Here is a 25,719-nt window from a genome sequence, read left to right on the forward strand (position 1 = left end):
TTCGAGTCGCAGGGTTGTTGGCCGCAGGAACTCACCCCAGTCACTTACTCTTGTAAGTTCCTGGGGATTAGTTCCCTTGCCGCCTACCTGCAACTCGAATTATTTAGGGGATACTGTTAACAAGGGATACGACCATGATGTCGCAAGCGCCACTATTACAGCAGCATTTGCAGGCGGCGCTGGCGCGTCTGCCACAAGAGATTGACCGCCAGACGCTAAGCCCTGAGGCTCAGGCTGTGCTGGCGTTTAGTGATTTTGTTTGTGACAGCATGGCAGCTCACCCCGCATGGTTCGAGGAATTACAGCACTCAGCGCCGCTTGCCGACGAATGGCAGCACTACGCGGCCTGGCTGCAGCAAGAGTTGCAGAGCGTCGACAGTGAACCTGCGTTAATGACCGCGCTGCGCCTGTTTCGCCGCCGCATGATGGTGAGAATTGCCTGGTCGCAGGCATTGCAACAGATGCCGACTGAAAGCTCTCTCCAGCAACTGAGTGCGTTGGCAGAAACGCTGATTATCGCCGCCCGTGACTGGCTCTATGCCGCATGCTGCCGCGAATGGGGCACGCCGTGTAACCAGGCGGGTGTCGCACAACCGCTGATGATTCTTGGTATGGGCAAACTTGGCGGCGGTGAGCTGAACTTCTCCTCGGATATCGACCTGATTTTTGCCTGGCCGGAAAACGGTTCTACCCTGGGTGGGCGCCGTGAACTGGACAACGCCCAGTTCTTCACACGCCTCGGCCAGCGCCTGATTAAAGTCCTCGACCAACCGACACAAGACGGCTTTGTTTATCGCGTCGATATGCGCCTGCGTCCGTTTGGCGACAGCGGCCCGTTGGTGGTGAGCTACGCCGCATTAGAAGATTATTACCAGGAACAAGGCCGTGACTGGGAACGCTACGCGATGGTTAAAGCTCGTATCATGGGCGATAACGACGATGTGTGGAGTCAGGAGCTGCGCAACATGCTGCGGCCTTTTGTCTTCCGCCGTTATATCGATTTCAGTGTGATCCAATCCTTGCGAAACATGAAAGGGATGATCGCCCGTGAAGTCCGCCGCCGTGGGTTGACCGATAACATTAAACTTGGCGCGGGCGGCATTCGCGAAACCGAGTTTATCGTTCAGGTATTCCAGCTGATTCGTGGCGGCCGCGAGCCCTCTTTGCAGTCACGTTCGTTGCTGCCGACCCTTAAAGCTATTCAACATTTGCACCTGCTGCCAGAAGGCGATGCCGTCAAACTGAATGAGGCCTATTTATATCTTCGCCGCCTCGAAAACCTGCTGCAAAGCATCAATGACGAACAAACTCAGACGCTGCCTGGGGATGAGCTGAACCGCGCTCGCCTTGCATGGGGCATGAACGCGCAAACCTGGGATGAACTGCAAGAAACGCTGCAACAGCATATGAATGCGGTGCGCCAGGTATTTAACGAGCTGATTGGCGATGATGAACCTGAACCGGGCGAGGATAAACTCTCTGAAGCTTGGCGTGAGTTGTGGCAGGACGCATTGGACGCTGATGAGAATACGCCAGTGTTGGAGCATTTAACGCCGCAAGCGCGTGGCGAAGTTCTGCGTCTGGTAAGTGATTTCCGCCAGGACACTGACAAGCGCACCATTGGCCCGCGTGGCCGCCAGGTGCTGGATCAACTGATGCCGCGCCTGCTGTGCGAGGCTTGTTCCCGCAGCGATGCGCCGTTGCCGTTGTCGCGCTTAACCCCGCTGTTACTCGGCATTGTCACACGCACCACCTATCTTGAGCTGCTGACGGAATATCCGGGAGCGCTGAAGCACCTGATCACGCTGTGTGCTGCGTCGCCAATGATTGCCAGTCAACTGGCACGTTATCCGCTGCTGCTGGATGAATTGCTAGACCCGAATACGCTTTACCAACCGACCGCCACCGACGCCTATCGTGATGAACTGCGCCAGTATTTGCTGCGCGTTCCTGATGACGATGAAGAACAACAGTTGGAAGCGTTGCGCCAGTTTAAACAGGCGCAGCTGCTACGTGTGGCGGCGGCTGACATTACGGGCACGTTGCCGGTGATGAAAGTCAGTGATCATCTGACCTGGCTTGCAGAAGCGATGATCGATGCTGTCGTCCAGCAAGCCTGGGCGCAAATGGTTTTACGATACGGCCAGCCAAAACACTTACAGAACCGTGAAGGGCGCGGGTTTGCGGTGGTCGGTTATGGCAAACTCGGTGGCTGGGAACTCGGCTACAGTTCCGATTTGGATCTTGTATTCCTGCACGATTGCCCGTCGGATGTGATGACTGATGGTGAGCGTGAAATTGACGGTCGCCAGTTCTATTTGCGCCTCGCGCAACGCGTTATGCACCTGTTTAGCACACGAACTTCATCGGGCATTTTGTATGAAGTCGACGCGCGTTTGCGCCCGTCGGGTGCCGCTGGCATGCTGGTGACTACCGCCGAAGCTTTCGCTGATTATCAGCAAAATGAAGCCTGGACCTGGGAGCACCAGGCCCTGGTGCGCGCACGTATTGTCTATGGCGATCCGCTGCTTAAGCAGGAATTCGATGCAATTCGCCGCAAGATCTTATGTGTGCCGCGTGAAGGTCAAAAACTCCAGACCGAAGTGCGTGAAATGCGCGAAAAAATGCGTGCGCATCTGGGAGGGAAAACCCGTGAACGCTTTGATATTAAAGCCGATGAAGGTGGTATTACCGATATCGAATTTATCACTCAATATCTGGTTTTACGTTATGCGGCGCAGGCTCCAAAATTGACGCGTTGGTCTGACAATGTGCGCATTCTGGAATTAATGGCGCAAAACGACATCATGAGTGATGACGAAGCGAAAGCGCTGACGCATGCTTATGTCACGTTGCGCGATGAACTTCATCACCTGGCATTGCAAGAGCTGCCTGGAAACGTGGCAATGGATACATTCACTCAAGAGCGCGAGCAGGTATTAACAAGCTGGCACAAATGGCTGAGTGAGTCGCAAACACGCGCATAAGATTAATTGTGATATTATCCGCGACAAAATTTTATCCCTCTCTGGAGAGTCAGGAATGAAAGTAACGCTGCCCGAATACAGCCGTGCAGGCGTCATGGTAGTTGGTGATGTGATGCTGGATCGCTACTGGTATGGCCCTACTAGCCGCATCTCCCCGGAAGCTCCGGTGCCAGTGGTGAAAGTCGAGAATATTGAAGAACGCCCTGGCGGCGCGGCTAACGTGGCAATGAATATTGCTTCGCTGGGTGCAAATTCACGCCTGGTTGGCCTGACGGGCATCGACGATGCTGCACGCGCGCTCAGCCAGACGCTGGCCGGTGTGAACGTTAAGTGCGATTTCGTTTCGGTCCCGACTCATCCGACAATCACCAAACTGCGTGTACTTTCCCGCAACCAACAGCTGATTCGCCTCGATTTTGAAGAAGGCTTTGAAGGCGTTGACCCGGAACCTTTGCACGAGCGTATTAGCCAGGCTTTGCCACATATTGGCGCGCTGGTGCTTTCTGACTACGCAAAAGGCGCGCTGGCAAGCGTTCAGCATATGATTAGCCTTGCGCGTGCGGCCAATGTGCCAGTGCTGATTGATCCGAAAGGCACAGACTTTAATCGCTATCGCGGTGCTACGTTGTTGACGCCAAATCTCTCTGAATTTGAAGCGGTTGTTGGCAAGTGTAAGAACGACGAAGAGCTGGTGGAACGTGGTATGAAGCTAATCGCTGAATACGATCTTTCCGCTTTGCTGATTACTCGTTCCGAACACGGCATGACGCTACTGCAACCGGGTATTGAACCGTTCCATCTGCCGACGCAGGCGCAGGAAGTTTACGATGTGACCGGTGCGGGTGATACGGTAATTGGTGTGCTGGCGGCAACGCTTGCTGCGGGTAATTCGCTGGAAGAAGCATGCTACTTTGCCAATGCGGCAGCAGGTGTAGTTGTTGGCAAACTGGGTACTTCTACCGTTTCGCCAATTGAGCTGGAAAACGCTGTGCGTGGGCGTGCTGACTCAGGCTTTGGCGTTATGACCGAAGCAGAGCTGAAAGTGGCTGTGGCTAACGCACGTAAGCGTGGTGAGAAAGTCGTGATGACTAATGGCGTATTCGACATTCTCCATGCAGGCCATGTTTCGTATCTGGCGAATGCACGTAAGCTCGGTGACCGTCTGATTGTTGCGGCAAATAGCGATGCTTCAACCAGGCGCCTGAAAGGGGAAACCCGTCCGGTGAACCCGCAGGATCAACGCATGATCGTGTTAGCGGCGCTGGAAGCAGTGGATTGGGTTGTGTTGTTTGAAGAAGACACTCCGCAACGCTTGATTGGCGAGATCTTGCCTGACCTGCTGGTCAAAGGTGGCGATTACAAACCGGATGATATTGCCGGGAGTAAAGAGGTCTGGGCCAACGGTGGTGAAGTGATGGTGCTGAATTTTGAAGATGGTTGTTCAACCACGAACATTATTAAGAAGATTCAAAAAGATAGTGGTCAGTAATTGCCACTAAAAAAATGCCCCGGTAACAATAACCGGGGCATTTTTGCCAGAACTGTAGACTTTACTATTCCAGCTAGCGTAAGGGTTACTCTGCCACTACCGGCAGGGACTCAAGCTCTCTGTTGTCGGATTGTTCTTTCCTTTCAACATGTAAGTTCTTATCTACATCTGCAATCAATGCGGGCTGTGCTCTTTTTTCCAGGGCTTTCAATGGTTCGCTCAGTCCAGAAAGTGATCCGCCGGAAAGACCAATTTCATTGAGTAAAGAATCAATTAACGGAGCTTGAGTGCGGTAGGCTAACGCTGCAGACAACGCTTGTTCAGCCAGATTTCCACCCCCAATACCACCGCTAGAGGTTTCGTTGACTGCGCCGCCACGGTTCAAGCCATCAACCTGAATGATCTTAATACCTTCGATAGCTTTCATCGGTTCAACAGATTTTTCAATGACAGCTGGCAGGGATTGCAGCAGCGCCAGTTTGAACTTGAGGCTGGTCTGCTCATCGGAAAGCACGTTGATAGCATCGTTAAGTGCGCGCTGAGCCTCCGCTTCCGCGAGGCCTTTTTTACGTGCAGCTTCTGCCAGTTCAACAATAGCTGCAGCCTGCATTTCTGCCGCATCTTTCTCAGCTCTTGCGCGAACAGTCAGTTCCACAGCTTTAGTTTCCGCATCTTGAGCTGCTGCAATCAATGCCACTTGCTTTGCACGGTCCGCTATCGCGGTTTCTTTGGTTGTAACCACATTTTGTTCCGATCTCACGGCTTCCGAACGGGCATCGTTGGCTCGTGCCTCTGCCTGGGATTGCTGTTCTGATTTGCCTGCAATAGCGATCGCTTTATTTTGTTGCGCAATTTCGGTGACTTGCTGTTGGTCAATCTCTTTGATACGAATTTCTCGTTCGGCTTCAACCTTACGAGTCCGAACCATCTGCTCTCTTTCGATTTCACTTTCCTGGATCTGGCGTTCAGAGAGAATACGGCTTTGCTCCGCTTCCCGATGACGCTCGGCTTCGAACACCGCGATTTTAGCGTTTTGCTCAGCTGTACGGGTTTTAATCTGCTGTTCTTGTTCGAGCGACATAAAAGATTCTTGCTGCGTAATTTCGAGCTTACGTGACAATGCGTCACGGTTTTTCTCGCGTACAGCGACTTCAACATCCTGCTCGACTTCGTTTCTTTCTCGGCGCCTGCGTTCTGTTTCTTGAGTGAGCTTGGTCAGGCCTTCGGCATCAAAGGCATTATTAGGATTAAAATGTTCTTTCTCAGTTTGGTTGAAGTTAGTCAGGGATACACTTTCTAACTCCAGACCGTTTTTGGTAAGGTCTTCTGCAACAGTGTTCTGAACGCCCTGGACAAAGTTTTCGCGGGTGTCCTGGAGTTCATGCATCGTCATTTGCGCAGCGGTAGCTCGCAGCGCATCGACGAATTTATCTTCTACCAGAATGCGTAAATCTTCGGGAGAAAGTGTGCGTTGACCTAATGTCTGAGCAGCGGTGGCAATACCTTCTTTTGTCGGTTTGACTCGAACAAAGAATGCAACCACGACATCGACACGCATGCGATCTTTGGTAATTAAGCTGTCTTTCATCGCCCGGCTAACTTCAAGCTTTAGGGTGTTCATATTAATGACGATGATTTCATGGAAAACAGGCAGCGTAATGGCTCCCCCGCTCATCACAACTTTAAGACCGCCAAGCCCGGTTCTGACAAATGCCTGTTCCGCAGAAGCGCGGTTATATAATCGGGCAAAGATCAAACCGATTATAAAAAGCGTGACCACGACACTGATGGCAGTAACAAGCCACAAGGGCATGGAATTTATTCCTTCAAACATATCTCTTCCTTTTCTAAATTAAAATATCAGGCCAGGGGTTTTTCTCGGCCAAATAGCGTGTGCTCGTTAAACGTTCAATAATGATTATTCTGTCTCCTGAATGCAGTTGGGTTCCTTCTTCAGGTTCAACAAGTAAATAATGTATCTGCCCAAATTTATCTTTCAGCCTTGCTTCGCAAGGTTTACCTGCAATGGCGAGGGAGCCGGTAACGAATGCCAGGCATCCTATAAAACTTTCTTCTGAAACTGCGCTGCTTTCATCATGTGGTAACCAAGGGGCCAGTTTTATGCCCAAAGTATGGACCAAAGGACATGTGAGTATCAGGCTGAAAATAGAAACTAAAAAGGGCGAGAGAGGGGAGCCGAAGAATGTGATTATACAGTATTGACTACAGACGCCGATAAGCCCAAAACATCCCAGTACAAGGCATAGTACGACCATAAGGGGGATTCGACCTACGTTCAGATAGTCTAAAAATTGTATAGCCGGGGATTCATGAGTACTGATATGGATGTGCTCAAAATGAGCATCCAGCGCGCCCGATAAATACCATCCTAAAAGAAGTGAAATAAGCTCAGCAATACCCAGAAGAATTAATATGGTGAAGGCACATAAAAAAGGGCTGTAGTCATACGTAAGTAAATTCATGAGTGGAAATTTCCCTTTTTATAATATTCGCATAAGTTATAAATTAATTTAATACATAAATAATGTGAATTATAAAATTACGATGCGAATGAGTACTGGGAAAATATAGCCTTGGAAAGGCGCGGGTCAATCTTTTCTGAGGCAAACGAAGCTAATATTCAGAAGTTTCGCAACTAATTATGCGAATTAATCAAGGGATGAGAATCAGGAATACGCTCCCTGATGAAAAGGGAGCGAATTTTTACATCTGCGGTTCAGTTGGAGGAGTAACTTCCGGTGCCTGAACGCTACGATTCTCAAGCTCGGTTAAACGCTGCTCCAGTAAAGCCAGTTTTTCTCGGGTGCGCAGTAGCACTTGAGTCTGCACATCAAACTCTTCACGGCTCACCAAGTCCAGGCGAGTTAACTGCGACTGCAAAACCTGGCGAACTTTTTTCTCGACATCATCCCCGAATTCACGAATCCCTTTCGGCATTGACTCGTGGACCTGGCGTGCGATCTGTTCAATTTTTTTCGGGTCAATCATAGCGGCTTCCATAATCTTACGGGATTGTCTGCCTTAATTGTAATGCCTGCATGGCAGGTTAGAAACCCGAAATGTTATAAGGTTTGCCGTTGCCAGAGAAAATCATCGGCGTTATAGTAAGTCTGCTTATTCTCAGGGCGGGGTGTAACTCCCCACCGGCGGTAAATCAGCGAACGCTGAAAGCCCGCGAGCGCTCCAGAGCAATCTGGAGGTCAGCAGATCCGGTGTAATTCCGGAGCCGACGGTTATAGTCCGGATGGGAGAGAGTAACGACTAAGCTCAAGCTTTTAAGCCTGCTCACGTTATTTTTATAGCTCCTAAGACTGCCCTGATTCTGGTAACCATAATTTTAATGAGGTTTTTTTACCATGAATCAGACGCTCCTTTCTGCATTTGGCACCCCTACACAGCGCGTAGAACACGCTCTTGAAGCACTACGTGAAGGCCGCGGGGTTATGGTTCTTGACGATGAAGATCGCGAGAACGAAGGTGACATGATTTTCCCTGCGGAAACCATGACCGTTGAGCAAATGGCTCTGACCATTCGCCACGGTAGCGGTATTGTTTGCCTGTGCCTGACTGAAGAACGCCGTAAACAACTCGAATTGCCAATGATGGTTGAGAATAACACCAGTGCTTATGGCACCGGGTTTACTGTGACTATCGAAGCTGCAAGTGGTGTAACTACCGGTGTTTCTGCTGCAGACCGTATTACGACTGTGCGTGCCGCGATTGCTGATGGCGCAAAACCAAGCGACCTGAACCGCCCGGGCCATGTGTTCCCGCTGCGTGCTCAGCCTGGTGGCGTGTTAACTCGTGGTGGTCACACTGAAGCAACCATTGATTTGGTAACGCTTGCTGGTTTTAAACCGGCTGGTGTTTTGTGTGAACTGACCAACGATGATGGCACCATGGCGCGTGCACCTGAGTGCATCACCTTTGCTCGCCAGCACAATATGGCTGTTGTAACGATTGAAGACCTGGTGGAATACCGCCAGTCTCACGAACGCAAAGCAAGCTAACTAGCGAGCTAAAAAAAAAGCCCGGTTATTACACCGGGCTTCTTTTTTAGCCGATTCCGTTGCTTTGCAGCAGCGTCAGGCTAAACCCCATCACCGCCATACCGCAAAGCACACCGTAACTTGGATTGTTATGTGGATCGATTTCTTTAGCGAGTGGCATTAGTTCATCAACTGACAATGCCACCATAATGCCTGCTACGGCGGCCATAATGGCAGCCATTAAAACTGGCGAAATCATCGGGCCTAAAATCAGCCAGGCGAGGACACCACCGAGAATTTCCGCAAGTCCCGAAATCCCTGCCCAGAAGATGGCTTTGCGTTTTGAACCCGTAGCCGCGTAGACCGGGCCAGCCACGGCCAAACCTTCAGGAATATTGTGCAATGCTACTGCGAGCGCAATCCCCATCCCTAATTCCAGGTTACTACTGGCAGTTACAAACGTTGCTACCCCTTCAGGGAAGTTGTGCAGGCTAATACCCAGCGTCAGCAGCAATGCGGTGCGGCGTAAATTACGCGGCTGTGGCTTGCTGTCCATCAAATCTTGCGGATGCGCATGGGGCAGGGCGCGATCGAGTGCGAAGTAGCCCAGCAAACCCAGCATAAACATGCCATAACCCAGTACCGGCGACATTCCCTCGGTATGGAGTGCGGCAGGCAGCATCTCCATTAAAGAGATAAGCAGCATAATGCCCGCTGCAAAGCCGAGGGAAAATGCCAGCACACGGTTTGATGGCTTCTGGCCGAGCACGCCAAGAAAAGCACCAATGAAAGTGGCTCCCCCTGCTAATAGGGTCAGGATCAAGGGTACTGACATTTATCACTCCTTTTGATAATGATTCTCATTCATATTAATGGGCGATGTGATAAAAATCGAGAGCCAGTTGAGAAGCTTTACACATCGCTTACATTCAAATTTCCTGAAGATCTTCATCATTCTTATCTGAGTTCTTCATAGCGTAAAAGCGCGTACTGTAGTTTTCATAAACTGAATGACCCGATTAAAGGACACCACCATGACAACTCAACGAATGCCTGCGCTCTTCCTCGGACACGGTAGCCCAATGAACGTGCTGGAAGATAACCAATATACCCAAGCCTGGCGCCATTTGGGAGAGACGTTACCGCGCCCAAAAGCTATTGTGGTGATATCTGCGCACTGGTTCACTAAAGGCACGGGTGTTACGGCAATGGAAACGCCAAAAACTATCCATGATTTTGGTGGTTTCCCACAGGCTCTCTACGATACTCATTATCCGGCACCGGGTTCCCCTGAGCTAGCACAACAGTTGGTCGATTTGATGGCCCCCGTTCCGGTGATGCAAGACAAAGAAGCCTGGGGGTTTGACCACGGCTCCTGGGGTGTACTTATTAAGATGTACCCTAATGCCGATATTCCAATGGTGCAACTCAGTATCGACAGCACGAAACCGGCGGACTGGCATTTTGAAATAGGCCGCAAGCTGGCGACATTGCGCGATCAGGGCATCATGCTCATTGCCAGTGGTAACGTGGTTCATAACCTGAGAACTGCGCGCTGGCACGGTGAAAACACGCCATATCCGTGGGCAGAATCATTTAACCAATACGTTAAAGACAATCTCACCTGGCTTGGGCCGGTAGCCGAACACCCATTGGTTAACTACCTGGAACATGAAGGTGGATCGTTATCTAACCCAACAGCGGATCACTACCTGCCACTGTTATATGTTCTCGGGGCATGGGATGGTAAAGAGCCAGTTACACTGCCGACAGACGGTATTGAGATGGGATCGTTGAGTATGCTTTCTGTGCAGATTGGCTAACTTACCCGTCATACTTCAACTTGCAGAGGTGTTGGCTGCGCTCACTCACCCCAGTCACTTACTCATGTAAGCTCCTGGGGATTTGTTCTCTTGCCGTCTACCTGCAAGCTGAATTATTTAGGGTAAGAATATGATGCTAGTTTCGAGTATTTTAATATTTACTCTACAAACACATGCGGATAGAAGCGCGAAAGATCCTGAGTGATCAGCTCGCGATCTTCACGAATGCCAATACCTGCAGGTTGATCGTTGATAAGCCAGCTACCGATCAGCACATAACTGTCGCCAAATTTAGGCAACTGATAGAATTCCTGCACGATCATGCCTTCTTCACCGTAAGGGCCATCGACACGGGCAATTTCTTCGCCGTTTTCGATGATCTTCACATTTGCACCTTCCCGGGAGAAGATTGGCTTCACCACGTATTTATCCATCGCCGGATAGTTATCTTCGGCGAAATAAGCAGGCAGCAAGTTTGGATGATCCGGGAACATTTCCCACAGCATTGGCAGCAATGCCTTGTTGGAGATAATGCTCTTCCAGGCAGGCTCCAGCCAGCGAACGCCAGCATCTTCGAGTTTGGTGGAGAACACTTCACGCAGCATGAATTCCCATGGATAGAGCTTGAATAGGTTACTGATAACCTGATCCTGCAAATCGGTGAACTGGCCTCTCTCGCCCAGACCGATATCTTCCATGTAGACGAATTCGCTCGCCACTTCTGCTTCAGCTGCACAATCTTGCAAATACTGAACCGTGCCGCGATCTTCTGTGGTGTCTTGGCAGCAGGCGAAATGCACCAGATTGAAGCCGTGTTGCTGTTTTAATTCAGCAAAACGTTCAATCAGCTTCTCTTGCAGGCTGTTGAACTGATCGCTTCCTTCAGGCAGATTCCCTGCCTGAACTTGGTCTTCAAGCCAGATCCACTGGAAGAATGCCGCTTCGTATAACGAAGTTGGGGTATCGGCGTTATTTTCCAGGAGCTTAGGTTCACCCACGCCATCCCACGCGATATCCAGACGGGAGTAGAGAGACGGCTGCTGCGAACGCCAGGACTGGCGCACAAATTCCCAGGTGTGTTTCGGGATGCGGAATTTGGCCAGCAGCTCATCACTGCTCACCACTTTTTCGACAACTTTCAGACACATCTGGTGCAGTTCAGCGGTGACTTCTTCCAGGCGTTCAACTTGAGCGAGCGTTAGCTTGTAATATGCGTCTTCACACCAGTACGGCTCGCCATACATGGTGTGAAAGTTAAAACCGTATTCAGTGGCTTTCTCGCGCCAATCCGGGCGCTCAGTAATCGCAATTCTTTCCATAATTTCTTAGCCACCCATGGAGCGAGAAGAACCTGTTGCGCTGTTACTGCGCTGCATAGTTGATTGTTTGGCAACTGAGTCACCGAAACCGCCACGAGTCACTGTACTGGTGGTTGCAGGTTTTGGTGCCATGGCAGTTTTTGGAACTGTAGTCGTACGGCCTGGTGTGGCTGCACCATAGCTTTTGCCGGAGGCATCAGCATATTTACCGTAAGCCGGGCTCGCTGGATTTTTAGAGCTAAACAACGGTTGCTGTGCGAAACCCGCACCGCCGCCCATCAGGCGACCCATCATGTAGCCTGCCATCAACGGCATCCAGAAGCTGCCACTTTGTTGTGGCTGAGCCTGAGCTTGTTCACCAGCCATACTGGCTTGTGCAGGGGCTTGCTGACATTGGCCTTCACCAAACTCAGCAATACATTCTTCGCGCGAAGCGTATTTCGGTGCGGTACGTTCTGCTTCTTTCAGCGCGTTGTTAAAGGCAGTAGTACATTCAGCACTTTTGCCAGGGTTGGCCTGCGAGCAGTCATCCGCGTTTTGATACATGGAAACTGTTTCGTCATTTTGTTCGCAACCGGCAAGCATAAACACAGCGGTAACGGCCAGTGCGACCGGCGTTAAATGGCGAGCGTTCCAGCTTTTGCGGAACGATGCGTGATTTATGATTTTTGTCCGTTTCATTGTTCTGTCCTGAGCCCAAAGGAATGAAGCTAATATTGCGTTTAGAATAGGGGATGAATGGTTGAAATTAAAGCGATGACGGCTGTTTGGAGGGAGATCTTTACTTTGCCTTACGTTCACGTGCGTAAGTTGTGACGAGGGCATGTTGTCATGCCCCCGAAATACCTGATCAGTTACCGAATGGGTTAGCTGATTTTTTGTTTGTTGCAGAGACCGGAGTGGCTTTTGCTGGTGTTGCCGTCTCAGTGGTTGCGGCTGTATCAGCGGAGTAACCATCTGCGCGAGCATTCTGGTCTGGCGTTTCTGGCGCGACGCTTTCGGCAGTAGTTGGTACTGGTTTGCCTAATGTGCCGTTCAACGCAATCAGATCTTGTTCGTTAAGCGTACCCAGAGCTGATTTAATATTCAGCTGGTTGATCAGGTAGTTATAACGAGCACTAGAGAGCTGTTGTTTTGCGTTATACAGCGTAGTCGTCGCATCCAACACATCAACGATGGTACGTGTACCTACGGAGTATCCTGCTTCCATTGCATCTAAAGAGCTTTGGGCAGAGACAACCGCTTGTTTATAAGCGTTGATGGTACTGATAGAGGCGTTAACGTTGTTAAACGAAGAACGAACTGTTTGCACCACGCTACGATGTGCACTTTCCAGTTGCTCACTTGCGCCTACAAAGTTGTATTGCGCTTGTTTCACCTGAGAAGTTACAGAACCGCCGCTATACAATGGTAGAGAGAAATTCAGCCCGATTTTATTCTGACCAACACCCTTATCATCGTACGCCTGGCTGGTGGTTTTAGAGCCGCTGTAGTCAGTATCAGAAACACCTGTCGAAGCGGTTAAGCCCACGGTTGGCATATGGCCAGTTTCAGCGTAACGAATTTGCTCGCGCGCCAGGTCCTGAGACAGACGTGCCTGTAACAATGCCAGGTTACGCTTTTCTGCTTCTTTCAGCAGGTTATTCACCGCGTCAGGCTTGTTGGTTTTGAAGCCATCAACATTCAGCGAAGCCAGAGAAGGATAGTAGTTACCGGTGACCTGGCGCAGCGTTTCTACCGCGTTATCCAGATTATTCCGTGCAGTCACTTCGTTCGCTAATACGTTATCGTATTGTGCACGGGCGTTCTGAACGTCTGTGATGGCTACCAGGCCTACGTTAAAGCGCTGAGTAGTTTGATCTAACTGGCGATAAATAGCCTGTTTCTGTGCTTCTGTGTAGGAGAGGGCGTCAATGGCACTCAACACATTGAAATAGGCGGTCGCTGTATTCAGGATCAGCGTTTGCTGATCTGTCTGATAAGTGACGTCCTGAATACCAGCAGATTTTTCTTGCAGGGTTAGCGCACGCCATTTCGACATATCAAAAATAGTTTGCGTTAATTGCAAAGAGGCACTGGTCGTATTGGAGTCGATGCCATTCGAATCACGGAAGCCATTGCTGTATTCATAATCAGCACCAAGGCCTAGCTGTGGCAGTAATGGACTACGTGCTTCGTTGATTTTTTCGAATGCGGCATCACGGTCAGCAGCGGATTTACGCAAGTCCGGGTTGCTTAAACGTGCCTGCTGATAAACCTGCATCAGGTTTTCTGCCTGGCTCATGGCACTGAAACCCGTTAGGCTCAGACCGATAAGAATTGGGAGCAGTTTCTTCATTTGCATTCCTTGTTGTGAAGCAGAAATTGTTTGTTAGCGCTGACAAGAGCCGAAAATGATCGCCGATTCTAGCAGAGTCTGCCAGCTGGGGAGCTTGGCGTAATGTGCCATCTGCCCTTAATTTTCATCAATCTACCATCATAGGAAATGAAACGGCAGTCATACAGACTTAAATCGCACATTTCATGACCATAAAAATATCAGGAAACCACTATGACTAAGCAAAAAGATCAACTTGTCACGTTAGGTAAAAACGATGTTGAAATTATTGCACGGGAAACGCTTTATAGCGGTTTTTTTTCGCTAGATCTTTATCGCTTCCGCCATCGCCTGTTTAATGGCGAAATGAGTGGTGAAGTTCGGCGTGAAATTTTAGAACGCGGGCATGCTGCAGTACTGCTACCCTATGACCCTGTGCGAGACGAAGTTGTATTGATAGAGCAGATTCGGATTGCTGCCTATGACACAAGTGAGAGCCCATGGCTGCTCGAACTGGTTGCAGGAATGATTGAAGAAGGTGAAAGCGTCGAAGACGTTGCGCGCCGTGAAGCAATCGAAGAAGCGGGTCTGGTAGTAGGTCGAACAAAACCTGTTATCAACTACCTTGCAAGCCCGGGTGGGACCAGCGAACGTTTATCTATCCTGGTGGGGGAAGTGGATGCTTCGAACGCGCAGGGTATACATGGTCTGGCAGATGAAAACGAAGATATTCGTGTTCATGTCGTGAGCCGGGAACAGGCTTATCAGTTAGTAGAAGAAGGGAAAATCGATAACGCAGCTTCAGTCATCGCACTGCTTTGGCTGCAATTGCATCATGAGAAATTAAGAGCCGAGTGGAACAACTAAACATGAAGCGCTACACACCTGACTTCCCGGAAATGATGCGTCTGTGCGAAACCAATTTCGCACAACTACGACGTCTGCTTCCTCGTAATGATGAGGTAGGTGAAAAAGTCACTTACCAGGTCAGTAGCGCCCAATATCGGCTCACTATTATTGAGTCGACACGTTATACAACTCTTGTGCAAATCGAACAAACGGCCCCAGCTGTGAGCTATTGGAGCCTACCATCGATGTCTGTGAGGCTATATCATGACGCGATGGTCGCGGAAGTGTGTTCAAGTCAGCAGATCTTTCGCTTCAAAGCGCGTTATGATTATCCTAATAAAAAGTTGCATCAACGCGACGAAAAGCATCAAATTAACCAGTTTCTAGCCGATTGGCTGCGTTATTGTTTGGCGCATGGAGCGATGGCGGTTCCGGTTTGTTAGTGAGGGTGAAACCTAAGGACACCATTTGGAAAGCCTGTTAAATCTTCCTGTGGCCGGTGGGGGCCAGATCAGGATCTTGCAAATTACAGATACCCACCTGTTCTCTGGAAAGAACGAAACGCTGCTTGGTATCAATACCTGGATGAGTTATCAGGCTGTTATTGACGCCATCCTCGCTGAGCAGCGTCATTATGACCTTATCGTTGCAACTGGGGATTTGGCCCAGGATCACAGTGCGCAAGCCTACCAACACTTTGTTGAAGGCATCGCGGAGATTCCTGCGCCCTGCGTTTGGCTCCCTGGTAATCACGATTTCCAACCGGCGATGTTCAGCTCGTTGCTGGAAGCCGGAATTTCCCCGGCTAAACAAGTTTTCTTAGGCGATAGCTGGCAGATTTTGTTGCTGGACAGCCAGGTATTTGGTGTTCCACATGGTGAATTGAGCGACTATCAGCTCGACTGGCTAGAGCGCAAACTCGCTGGTGCGCCTGAACGCCATACTCTATTGCTGTTGCATCATCATCCAGTCCCTGCGGGCTGTAGTTGGCTGGATCAACATAGCCTGCGCAATGCCGCTGAGCTTGATAACGTGCTGCAAAAATTCCCAAAAGTGAAAACTCTGGTATGTGGGCATATTCATCAGGAGTTAGATCTCGACTGGAATGGTCGACGTATGCTGGCAACACCTTCGACTTGCGTGCAATTCAAACCTCACTGCTCCAACTTCACACTCGATACCATCGAGCCGGGTTGGCGTTGGCTGGAACTTCATCCAAACGGTGAGGTGACCACGGAGGTTTGCCGCCTGAAGGGTGCGGTGTTTAACCCTGATACCGCGTCAGAAGGGTATTGATGTCAACGCTACTTTACTTACACGGCTTCAACAGTTCGCCGCGTTCAGCCAAGGCCACGAGTTTGAAAGCGTGGCTTGCGCAGAACCATCCTCATATCAATATGATTGTACCGGAACTCCCACCGTATCCTGCCGATGCGGCAGAGTTGCTGGAGTCGTTGGTGCTGGAGCATGGTGGCGAACCGTTAGGTGTAGTTGGCTCGTCTTTGGGCGGCTATTACGCCACCTGGTTGTCGCAATGTTTTACGCTCCCAGCGGTAGTGGTAAACCCGGCAGTCCGGCCTTTTGAGCTGCTGGTGGATTATCTCGGCACCAACGAGAACCCCTACACTGGGCAGCAATATGTGCTAGAGTCTCGCCATATTTACGATCTTAAAGTCATGCAAGTTGACCCGTTAGATTCGCCAGATCTCATCTGGTTGTTGCAACAAACGGGTGACGAAGTGCTTGATTATCGCCAGGCGGTTGCGTACTACACCCCCTGTCGCCAGACGGTAGAATCCGGTGGCAATCACGCCTTTGTAGGCTTCGAAGATTATTTCACACAGATCGTCGACTTTCTTGGCCTGCACTAAGGCCTGATGTCGGATTCCTGTTTCGCTATCTGAACGAATAAACCATGACGCAATCCAGTTATAACGCCGATGCCATTGAGGTACTCACCGGGCTTGAGCCTGTTCGCCGCCGCCCCGGGATGTACACCGACACCACCCGTCCAAACCATTTGGGCCAGGAAGTCATTGATAACAGCGTGGATGAAGCGCTGGCAGGCCATGCGAAGCGTGTTGATGTTATTCTCCATGCCGATCAGTCATTAGAAGTTATTGATGACGGGCGCGGCATGCCGGTAGATATCCACCCGGAAGAGGGCGTTCCGGCGGTCGAGCTTATCCTTTGCCGCCTGCATGCGGGCGGTAAATTCTCCAACAAAAACTACCAGTTCTCTGGTGGTCTGCACGGCGTGGGCATTTCTGTCGTTAACGCCTTGTCCAAACGCGTTGAAGTCACCGTGCGTCGTGATGCGCAGGTTTACAGCATCGCGTTTGAAAACGGCGATAAAGTCCAGGAACTGGCGGTGGTCGGCACCTGCGGCAAACGCAATACCGGCACCAGTGTTCACTTCTGGCCAGATGCATCGTTCTTCGACAGTCCACGTTTCTCCGTTTCTCGTTTAAGCCATTTGCTGAAAGCCAAAGCGGTACTTTGCCCGGGTGTAGAGATCACTTTTACCGATAAAGTGAACAACACCGAGCAGCGCTGGTGTTATCAGGATGGTCTGCAAGACTATCTGTGCGAAGCGGTAAACGGCCTGCCGACGCTGCCTGAAAAACCGTTCGTCGGTAATTTTGCCGGTGACGTTGAGCAAGTAGACTGGGCGCTGCTGTGGCTGCCAGAAGGCGGCGAACTGCTGACGGAAAGCTACGTCAACCTGATCCCAACGATGCAAGGCGGTACGCACGTTAACGGTTTGCGTCAGGGTCTGCTTGATGCAATGCGCGAGTTTTGCGAATACCGCAACATTCTGCCGCGCGGCGTAAAGCTATCTGCGGAAGATATCTGGGAACGTTGCGCTTACGTGCTCTCCGTTAAAATGCAGGATCCTCAGTTCGCGGGGCAAACCAAAGAACGCCTGTCATCGCGTCAGTGCGCTGCTTTCGTTTCCGGTGTTGTGAAAGATGCCTTCAGCCTGTGGCTGAACCAGAATATTCAGATTGCAGAACAACTCGCTGAGCTGGCTATTTCCAGCGCCCAGCGCCGTATGCGTGCCGCAAAAAAAGTGGTGCGTAAGAAACTGACCAGTGGCCCGGCATTGCCTGGCAAACTGGCTGACTGTTCTGCACAAGATTTAAGCCGCACCGAACTGTTCCTGGTGGAAGGGGATTCCGCTGGCGGTTCTGCTAAACAGGCTCGTGACCGTGAATACCAGGCGATCATGCCGCTCAAAGGTAAGATCTTAAACACCTGGGAAGTCTCGTCGGATGAAGTGCTGGCGTCGCAAGAAGTGCATGATATTTCTGTCGCGATCGGTATCGACCCAGACAGCGAAGATCTAAGCCAACTGCGCTACGGCAAAGTTTGTATCCTTGCGGATGCGGACTCCGATGGTTTACATATCGCCACGCTGCTGTGCGCGTTGTTCGTACGCCACTTCCGCTCGCTGGTTCGCGGTGGTCACGTTTATGTCGCGATGCCACCGCTTTACCGTATCGACCTCGGTAAAGAGGTTTACTACGCGCTGGATGAAGAAGAAAAAGCAGGTGTGCTTGAGCAGCTTAAGCGTAAGAAAGGGAAACCGAACGTGCAGCGCTTTAAAGGACTGGGCGAGATGAACCCACTGCAATTACGTGAAACCACGCTTGATCCAAATACTCGCCGCCTGGTGCAGCTCACCATTGACGATGAAGACAACGACAAAACAATGGCAATCATGGATATGTTGCTGGCGAAGAAGCGTTCTGAAGATCGTCGTAACTGGTTGCAGGATAAAGGCGATATGGCAGATCTCGACGTCTAATATCCCTAAGAGTAAATTGATACATTAGCTTAGCTTTGAGCATGGAAGCTCTGGTCAGGCTGTAAAATATCAGAACCAGCTCGTAAGATTTAGTTTGAAAATTATTTTTTGATTTCCGGCGATTATATGGAATTGTCGGAAATCGATTCTTTTGCGATATCGAAGTAAAACCCCTCCTATGCCCCCAATGTATCTAAAAAATCGGATAAAGGAACTGGGCGGTGATACAAATAGCCTTGTTGATAATCAACGTTGTTATCATGCAAATATTTTGCCTGTTCCTTAGTTTCAACACCTTCCGCAATAACTTTTAAATTCAGTGATTTTGATAATGAGACAACATTTTCTACAATATGGTGAGAGATAGCATCAAGACCAATCATTTTAATAAAACTACGGTCAATTTTAATATAGCTTACTGGGAATTTTTGGAGGTAGTGGTGAGTGGCATACCCTGTTCCAAAATCGTCAAGAGCAAAAAGTATATTGAGATTCTTAAGCGCCACAGCGCCCTTTATCGCAATTTTAGCATCAGTATTAAAGTTTCTTTCTGTTATTTCGAATATGGTAGTTATCGAATCACAACTTTCTTTGAATGATTTGCTTTTTGTAACTAGTTCTGGATCTTCTAAATGTTCAGGAGAGATATTAATTGATAAGTGAAAATCTTTTGGCAGTTTATGTGCTTTGTCTTGTAAGATTTTTTGCACATTTTCAAGTAATTGATGCGTTATCTTAATAATGATGCCACTTGATTCCATCGCCGGAATAAATGTATTTGGGGGGATGAGTCCCATTGTTGGATGTTTCCATCGAAGAAGTATCTCACAACCAATGATTTTATTGTTTCTTGTGTCTATTATAGCTTGTGCAAAAGGTATGAACTCATTTTTTCTCATCGCGCGAAGCATATATCTTTTAGAAAGAAAGTTATAGTGAGAAAACGATTGAAGGAATATAACAGAAAAAACAATAAATGTTATAATACCTATTGGTAATCCTGCTTGAGTTATTACTCTAATAACTTTTTCTTGTAAGGTTGTATATTGCTCAATATAGAGTATACCGCTCAATATCTCTTTGTTGGTATAGTTAGAGTAAACTCCACCTTTAGTTTCAACGATCGAGGAAATCGCGTTATTGGATGTATCATTATCACTAGAAATTATAATTTTATGATTCTTATCAAATACAGTAACATGATAATTATTGTCATTATTCTTGACTATTTTATTTATATAATTAAGGTTGAGATCAAGAGAAATAGCCCCTGTGAATTCATCTTTATTATAAACAGGTGCTGTAACCGTTAATATCTGCCCCTTTCCAGCAATATCAATATAAGGAGTTGTGATTTTGACCTCACGCTTCGGATTGTTTTCTGGTGTAATTAAATACCAGAATGGATCGGTATACATACCTGGATTAAAATAATAAGTACTAATCTCTTTTTTAGATGAATAAGGGGCTATATAGACGAATGAGTTTTTTGAGGTATAGTAAATCCATGAATATAATTTGGTAAAGTAACCATCCCCTACATCAATGTTAAGAGACGCTGCAGCATTTGCTTCATTTTTTGTCTGAGGATTTAACTTCTCATAAGCACCAAGTCCACTAATCATCCCTCCGGAAATATTCTTGTGTGGTGTTATTTTAAAATGCCAATTCTCTGATGCGTTAATGTTCTTATTTGGCATTGAAATGGTGTTGTAGCTATTGTTAGATTGTAAATTGATTTCCATCTGTTTTCGTAGCATTTCGCATAATACAATACTGACATTTATTTTTTCACTTATGCTTTTTATATATGAATCAACAGTTTCATTTATACGTACAGTATCTTTTTCCCAATATGAGCCCAACATGGCAGCAACGCAAACCACCCAAATTACTAACAATAGATGCTTTTTATTCATTATTAATGAGACAGTTATGAGTTTTTTGTGCATCATTATATAAGTAATTTCATCTTCTATTCAATATATAGATTTGGATGTTTCTGGATGGTGTTATTTTACAAGTTTTTTTAAATTATATGAATTACCGAATTTTCATCAGTAGGGTAATTATTGAGTTATTCATTATATTTATTGCAGTAACCATAAAGCGATTGAATTATGGACTCATTATCCCGGCAGAAATCCTTGCTCTTTTTGAAAATAAAGACACCCATTTGGCTTTCCAAATCAGCCTTGCAGGTTAAAAATCTTCTCTGCTCGCTTCAATTCCTGACGGTTCCTTCTCCCCTTGCGCATGACCCTCCTCACATTTTTCCCGTTTGCAGCTTGAAATAGTAATACTCCATCCGCTATTCTTTTTTGGAGTTAAACTTCATTTGAATTTGCAAGGCGGAGCAGAATGTCACTACTAACAAAATTAGAACAAAGCGTGCGTGATTGTGGGGGGCTCATCGTCTCCTGCCAGCCCGTACCCGGAAGCCCAATGGACAGGCCCGATATCGTGGCAGCAATGGCGCAGGCTGCCGTATCTGCGGGGGCTGTTGCCATCCGCATTGAAGGAATCGCCAATCTGGAAGCGGTACGGCCACTTATTTCAGTTCCAATTATTGGCATTATGAAACGCGACCTGGAAGATTCTGCTGTGCGCATCACTCCGTTTTTGCATGACGTTGATGCGCTCGCAAACGCCGGGGCCGATATTATTGCCTTTGACGCAACATTCCGCCCACGCCCGGTGGCCATTGATGAACTGATTGCACGTATTCACCATCATGGATTACTGGCAATGGCAGACAGCTCAACGGTAGAAGAAGGCCTCAATTGCAAACACAAAGGCGTTGAGTTCATTGGCACAACGATGTCTGGGTACACCACTTCAGTTACGCCTGAAGGGCCGGATCTGATGATGGTGTCCGAGTTAAGCGATGCTGGCTGCCGCGTCATTGCTGAAGGTCGTTACAACTCCCCTGAGCTGGCATCACAGGCTATCAATCATGGCGCATGGGCTGTTACTGTTGGTTCAGCCATCACCCGTATTGAACATATTTGCCAGTGGTTCAGCGATGCTGTTAAGCGCTAAGCCGGAGAAGACGATGAACACACTTGCCATTGATATCGGCGGCACAAAACTGGCCGCGGCGCTTATCAACTCACAGCATGAAATCTCTTTACGCACGGAAATTCCCACTCCGGCTAATGCCAAGCCACAAGCTCTGGAGCAGGCTTTGGCTGATTTGGTTGCAGCCTATGAGGGGAAAGCACAGCGAGTGGCGATTGCCTCTACAGGTATTATTGATAACGGAATTCTTACCGCGCTAAATCCAGATAATCTCGGTGGCCTGAATCATTTCCCGTTGCAGGCAACCGTTGAACGCCTCACAGGGTTGCCGTGCGTGGTTCTCAACGATGCGCAGGCTGCCGCCTGGGCAGAATATTGCTATCTGTCAGATCAATTCAAACACGTTACGTTTATTACGGTTTCCACTGGAGTAGGTGGTGGCATCGTTATCAATGGCGAATTGCTAACGGGTCCTCATGCCTTCGCAGGCCATATTGGGCATACTCAGGCCGATCCGAATGGCCCAATGTGTGGTTGCGGACGCGTTGGTTGCGTTGAGGCTATAGCCTCCGGGCGCGCCATTGCAGCAGGGGCTCAGCACGATCTTTTGGGCAAAAATGCCCGTGAAATCTTTGCCTTGGCGCAAGAAGGCAACGAGCAGGCACAACAACTATTTGCGCGTTCAGCACAGGCGATTTGCCAACTGATCGCCAATCTTAAAGCCCTGCTGGATACCGAATGTATCGTGCTAGGCGGCAGCGTCGGGCTTGCTCCGGGTTACCGTATACAGGTGGAAAAGCAGCTCGCAACACTACCTGCGGCATTCTATGTTCCTGTTTATTCCGCTCACTATCAGCATGATGCTGGGTTAATGGGGGCTGCCCTCTGGTCTGAACATCACGCAGTCTGATCATTTATAAAATTTAAAATTCAGACAGTTACTTCATCCTAATAAAACCATAAGTAGGAAAGTGCCATAATGACTCACTCTTTCGGCATCTTTAATTACGTTGTTCTTTTCGGTTATTTACTGGCAATGATGTTAGTCGGTGTCTATTTTTCAAAGCGGCAGAAAACGGCTGATGATTATTTCCGTGGCGGTGGCCGAATTCCTGGCTGGGCTGCAGGTGTTAGTGTATTCGCCACCACGCTAAGCTCGATTACTTTTATGTCAATTCCAGCCAAGGCATTCACCACCGACTGGACGTTTATTCTTGGCCAATATCTGGTTATTGCTATTTTACCGGTGGTCTTTTACTTCTATATTCCATTCTTCCGTAAGCTAAAGGTAACCTCTGCCTACGAATATCTTGAAGCTCGTTTCGATGTTCGTAGCCGTTTGTTCGCCAGCCTCTCTTTTATGATGTTTAACATAGGCCGTATCGCCATTATCACTTACTTAACGGTGTTGGCTTTGCGACCATTTATTGGCATTGACCCAATCGTTTTGGTGCTGCTGATTAGTGTTATGTGCATTATCTATACCTGGATGGGTGGTATTGAAGGGGTTATCTGGACTGACGTTATTCAGGGGTTGTTGTTATCGGGCAGCGCGGTGCTTATTTTCATCGTGATTTGCTTCAAGGTGCAGGGCGGGTTCGGTGAGATTTTCACCGTGACACAACATGCCGATAAATTCTTCCCGGCGTCACAGTTCCGCTGGAGCTGGACGGAAAGCACTGTGCCAGTTCTGATGATTGGTTTCCTGTTTGCCAATATTCAGCAATTTACCGCCAGTCAGGATGTGGTCCAGCGCTATATCGTGACGGACTCCATTGAGGAGACGAAGAAAACACTGCTCACCAACGCTAAGCTAATCGCCATTATTCCAATTTTCTTCTTTGCTATCGGTTCGGCTCTGTTTGTTTACTACAAACAAAACCCAAGTCTGTTACCAGCAGGCTTTAACATCGGGGGGATCTTGCCGCTATTCGTGGTGACGGAAATGCCTACAGGTATTGCCGGTTTGATTATCGCCGCTATTTTTGCAGCTGCGCAGTCCAGTATTTCAAGTAGCCTGAACAGTATCTCCAGTTGCTTTAACTCCGATATTTATCAAAGACTGAGCAGCAAAAAAAGAACCCCAGAAAACAGTATGCGTATGGCTAAACTGGTGATCCTTATTGCCGGGCTATTTAGTAGCGCTGCGACGGTATGGTTGGTGATGGCGAATGAATCAGAAATCTGGGATGCCTTTAACAGCTTAATTGGGCTGATGGGTGGCCCTATGACTGGTCTGTTTATGCTGGGGATTTTCTGCAAACGTGCCAATGCGGGTAGTGCAACTCTTGGCATTGTGGTCAGTATTGTAGCGGTGCTGTTTGCTCGCTATGCCACCGACTTGAATTTCTTCTTCTATGGCGTGGTTGGCTGTCTGAGTGTGGTTATCAGCGGCGTTATTTTCGCCCCATTATTTGCTTCAGCGCCGGCGCTGACGCTTGATGAAACACGTGAGTAAAAGGTGACATCATGATTTTAGGACGAATTTCAGAGCTCAGCGCTCAGACTGGTATTGCACCTCAGTTACTGGCCATTATTAAGCAGGCGCTGGCGAAGCATCCGGAAACACTAAGTGCGGGCCGCCATGAAATAGACGGTGACGATATCTTTATGAATGTTATGAGCTTTGATACCTCAGAACCACAGAGCAAGCGTTACGAGCAGCATCGCGAATATCTTGATATTCAGCTGTTACTCAGTGGTCAGGAGCGCATTGATTTTGGCCCGATTGGTGCGGCAATAGAGCCAGATATTTATCACGAAGATGATGATTATCTGCTTTGTGATGAGGTGGCACCTTGCCAGACTTTGCATATGCAACCCGGAATGTTTGCGATATTCCTTCCGGGCGAGCCACATAAACCAGGTTGTATCAGCGAAACGGCGCAGTCTATTAGCAAGGTAGTCATCAAAGTGCATTATCGCTGTCTATAACACGATGTTTTAACGTCATAATAATATTAAGCAGTAAATGAGTTCTTCTTTGACGGCGCGATGTACGCATACCCCCTATGCTTACATCGCGCTTTTTTTCATGCCACAGACTTGTTACGCTCTCAACCATTCAATATTGCAGGCTTTTTGCCACATCACGTACTCAAGAGCAGGAAATTATGGAGTCTCAAGTCCAACGCCTTAAACCCGGAAAAATCCTCGACACACTTGGTGCGATGCAAAATAGCCTGACGCGTGTTTCACAGCGGATCGCGCACTATATTTTGACCTCTCCACAGCAGGTGACTCAGCTCTCTATCGCCGAGTTGTCACGCGAAACACAGGCTGGAGAAGCCACCGTCATTCGTTTCTGTCGCACCCTGGGTTATAAGGGTTTTCAAGATTTTAAAATGGATTTGGCTATTGAACTGGCCACGGTGGATACCGATAACAGTAGCCCGCTGTTAGATGGGGAAATCAATGAGTCAGACGATGCGCGCACCATTGGTTTGAAACTGCAAAGCACCATTAATAATGTGTTGTCTGAAACCCTGAATTTGCTGGATATGAATCAGGTTAATCAGGTCGTCGACGCATTACGCACCAGCAACTCGGTGTACATTTTCGGTGTCGGCTCGTCGGGAATTACTGCGGAAGATATGAAGCATAAGCTGATGCGTATTGGTTTGCGGGTCGATGCCGTTACCAATAATCACTTTATGTATATGCAGGCTACATTGCTCAAAGCGGGCGATGTGGCGATTGCTATCAGCCACACCGGTACATCTCCGGAAACGGTCCATGCCCTCAAGCTTGCCAGACAAGCGGGGGCAACCACCGTTGCTCTGACCCATAATTTAGGCTCCCCGCTAATTGAAGTAGCTGATTTTAGCCTGATCAACGGTAACCGCCAGGGGATGCTGCAAGGCGATTCGATTGGCACTAAGACAGCACAACTATTTGTGCTGGATTTGCTCTATACCTTGCTGGTACAGGCTGCGCCAGAGCAAGCTCGCGAAAGTAAGTTGCGTACCATGGATGCACTTAATATCGCAAAGTAATGCCACATTAGCGGCATTGATCACAGTTCAACGTATTAAGCCATTTTAGCGATGCCACGATGGTTGCATCACTCCATTTGTCGTCTTAATATAGAGTT

The 25,719-nt window shown here is 48.6% G+C and carries 21 protein-coding genes, 1 pseudogene and 1 riboswitch; of the genes and pseudogenes, 14 read left to right on the forward strand and 8 right to left on the reverse strand.

What is annotated here, in order from left to right; all coding sequences use genetic code 11:
• The first annotated feature begins 134 nt into the window (after positions 1-134).
• Both glnE and hldE read left to right on the forward strand, forming a co-directional pair.
• Positions 135-2,987, forward strand: coding sequence for a bifunctional [glutamate--ammonia ligase]-adenylyl-L-tyrosine phosphorylase/[glutamate--ammonia-ligase] adenylyltransferase (glnE, locus tag LVQ76_RS14800; RefSeq protein WP_232921956.1), 2,853 nt, complete (start codon positions 135-137; stop codon positions 2,985-2,987).
• Between the two features lie 55 nt (positions 2,988-3,042).
• The gene (hldE, locus tag LVQ76_RS14805) at positions 3,043-4,476 is read left to right on the forward strand and encodes a bifunctional D-glycero-beta-D-manno-heptose-7-phosphate kinase/D-glycero-beta-D-manno-heptose 1-phosphate adenylyltransferase HldE (protein WP_232921957.1); all 1,434 of its coding nucleotides are present in this window, start codon (positions 3,043-3,045) and stop codon (positions 4,474-4,476) included.
• 205 nt (positions 4,477-4,681) lie between these two features.
• Here hldE and LVQ76_RS14810 read toward each other — a convergent pair.
• The 3 genes and pseudogenes from LVQ76_RS14810 to ubiK form a co-directional block, all read right to left on the reverse strand.
• A pseudogene (locus LVQ76_RS14810) lies at positions 4,682-6,310 on the reverse strand (flotillin family protein); the annotation flags it as partial.
• Between the two features lie 13 nt (positions 6,311-6,323).
• The gene (locus tag LVQ76_RS14815; protein ID WP_232866255.1) at positions 6,324-6,959 is read right to left on the reverse strand and encodes an OB-fold-containig protein; all 636 of its coding nucleotides are present in this window, start codon (positions 6,957-6,959) and stop codon (positions 6,324-6,326) included.
• Between the two features lie 241 nt (positions 6,960-7,200).
• Positions 7,201-7,485, reverse strand: coding sequence for a ubiquinone biosynthesis accessory factor UbiK (ubiK, locus tag LVQ76_RS14820; protein ID WP_232866253.1), 285 nt, complete (start codon positions 7,483-7,485; stop codon positions 7,201-7,203).
• A gap of 124 nt (positions 7,486-7,609) precedes the next feature.
• Positions 7,610-7,757: riboswitch (FMN riboswitch) on the forward strand.
• 96 nt (positions 7,758-7,853) lie between these two features.
• Here ubiK and ribB point away from each other — a divergent pair.
• Positions 7,854-8,507, forward strand: a complete 654-nt coding sequence (ribB, locus tag LVQ76_RS14825) for a 3,4-dihydroxy-2-butanone-4-phosphate synthase (RefSeq protein WP_151995986.1) — start codon at positions 7,854-7,856, stop codon at positions 8,505-8,507.
• A 46-nt stretch (positions 8,508-8,553) separates the two neighbouring features.
• Here ribB and zupT read toward each other — a convergent pair whose 3' ends face one another.
• A complete protein-coding gene (gene zupT, locus LVQ76_RS14830; RefSeq protein ID WP_064516072.1) occupies positions 8,554-9,321 on the reverse strand; it encodes a zinc transporter ZupT in 768 nt (255 codons plus the stop codon).
• A 199-nt stretch (positions 9,322-9,520) separates the two neighbouring features.
• Here zupT and ygiD point away from each other — a divergent pair, with 199 nt between their 5' ends.
• A complete protein-coding gene (gene ygiD / locus LVQ76_RS14835; RefSeq protein ID WP_232921958.1) occupies positions 9,521-10,309 on the forward strand; it encodes a 4,5-DOPA-extradiol-dioxygenase in 789 nt (262 codons plus the stop codon).
• Between the two features lie 158 nt (positions 10,310-10,467).
• Here ygiD and LVQ76_RS14840 read toward each other — a convergent pair whose 3' ends face one another.
• The 3 genes from LVQ76_RS14840 to tolC all read right to left on the reverse strand — a co-directional run bounded on the left by LVQ76_RS14840 (position 10,468) and on the right by tolC (position 13,972).
• Complete coding sequence (locus tag LVQ76_RS14840) at positions 10,468-11,628, reverse strand: glutathionylspermidine synthase family protein (RefSeq protein WP_151995984.1); 1,161 nt, start codon at positions 11,626-11,628, stop codon at positions 10,468-10,470.
• Positions 11,629-11,634: 6 nt separating this feature from the next.
• Positions 11,635-12,309, reverse strand: coding sequence for a DUF1190 family protein (locus tag LVQ76_RS14845; RefSeq protein WP_232905169.1), 675 nt, complete (start codon positions 12,307-12,309; stop codon positions 11,635-11,637).
• Between the two features lie 169 nt (positions 12,310-12,478).
• A complete protein-coding gene (tolC, locus tag LVQ76_RS14850; RefSeq protein ID WP_232905168.1) occupies positions 12,479-13,972 on the reverse strand; it encodes an outer membrane channel protein TolC in 1,494 nt (497 codons plus the stop codon).
• Between the two features lie 207 nt (positions 13,973-14,179).
• Between tolC and nudF the strand changes: the two genes are divergently transcribed.
• The 5 genes from nudF to parE are packed head-to-tail and all read left to right on the forward strand — an operon-like array spanning position 14,180 to position 18,605.
• The gene (gene nudF / locus LVQ76_RS14855) at positions 14,180-14,812 is read left to right on the forward strand and encodes an ADP-ribose diphosphatase (RefSeq protein WP_151995982.1); all 633 of its coding nucleotides are present in this window, start codon (positions 14,180-14,182) and stop codon (positions 14,810-14,812) included.
• A 2-nt stretch (positions 14,813-14,814) separates the two neighbouring features.
• Positions 14,815-15,237, forward strand: a complete 423-nt coding sequence (locus LVQ76_RS14860) for a DUF1249 family protein (RefSeq protein WP_151995981.1) — start codon at positions 14,815-14,817, stop codon at positions 15,235-15,237.
• 25 nt (positions 15,238-15,262) lie between these two features.
• Complete coding sequence (gene cpdA, locus LVQ76_RS14865; protein WP_232866248.1) at positions 15,263-16,090, forward strand: 3',5'-cyclic-AMP phosphodiesterase; 828 nt, start codon at positions 15,263-15,265, stop codon at positions 16,088-16,090.
• Positions 16,090-16,665, forward strand: a complete 576-nt coding sequence (gene yqiA, locus LVQ76_RS14870) for an esterase YqiA (RefSeq protein WP_034461016.1) — start codon at positions 16,090-16,092, stop codon at positions 16,663-16,665. The genes cpdA and yqiA overlap by 1 nt, the downstream gene beginning before the upstream one ends.
• 44 nt (positions 16,666-16,709) lie before the next feature.
• Entirely contained in the window at positions 16,710-18,605 is a 1,896-nt protein-coding gene (gene parE / locus LVQ76_RS14875) for a DNA topoisomerase IV subunit B (protein ID WP_232866246.1), read from the forward strand.
• A 176-nt stretch (positions 18,606-18,781) separates the two neighbouring features.
• Here the strand turns inward: parE and LVQ76_RS14880 are convergent, their stop codons facing one another.
• Complete coding sequence (locus tag LVQ76_RS14880) at positions 18,782-20,560, reverse strand: EAL domain-containing protein (protein ID WP_232921959.1); 1,779 nt, start codon at positions 20,558-20,560, stop codon at positions 18,782-18,784.
• Between the two features lie 406 nt (positions 20,561-20,966).
• Here LVQ76_RS14880 and LVQ76_RS14885 point away from each other — a divergent pair, with 406 nt between their 5' ends.
• From LVQ76_RS14885 to LVQ76_RS14905, 5 genes are all read left to right on the forward strand, one after another.
• Positions 20,967-21,647, forward strand: a complete 681-nt coding sequence (locus LVQ76_RS14885) for an N-acetylmannosamine-6-phosphate 2-epimerase (RefSeq protein WP_232866244.1) — start codon at positions 20,967-20,969, stop codon at positions 21,645-21,647.
• A 13-nt stretch (positions 21,648-21,660) separates the two neighbouring features.
• Positions 21,661-22,536, forward strand: coding sequence for an N-acetylmannosamine kinase (gene nanK / locus LVQ76_RS14890; RefSeq protein ID WP_232866243.1), 876 nt, complete (start codon positions 21,661-21,663; stop codon positions 22,534-22,536).
• Positions 22,537-22,602: 66 nt separating this feature from the next.
• Complete coding sequence (locus tag LVQ76_RS14895; RefSeq protein ID WP_151995975.1) at positions 22,603-24,084, forward strand: sodium:solute symporter family protein; 1,482 nt, start codon at positions 22,603-22,605, stop codon at positions 24,082-24,084.
• 11 nt (positions 24,085-24,095) lie between these two features.
• A complete protein-coding gene (gene nanQ, locus LVQ76_RS14900; protein WP_232866241.1) occupies positions 24,096-24,560 on the forward strand; it encodes an N-acetylneuraminate anomerase in 465 nt (154 codons plus the stop codon).
• A 179-nt stretch (positions 24,561-24,739) separates the two neighbouring features.
• The gene (locus LVQ76_RS14905) at positions 24,740-25,621 is read left to right on the forward strand and encodes a MurR/RpiR family transcriptional regulator (RefSeq protein ID WP_232866239.1); all 882 of its coding nucleotides are present in this window, start codon (positions 24,740-24,742) and stop codon (positions 25,619-25,621) included.
• Positions 25,622-25,719: the final 98 nt, after the last annotated feature.

Source organism: Buttiauxella cochleicola, assembly GCF_021283185.1.
GTDB classification, from domain to species: domain Bacteria; phylum Pseudomonadota; class Gammaproteobacteria; order Enterobacterales; family Enterobacteriaceae; genus Buttiauxella; species Buttiauxella massiliensis.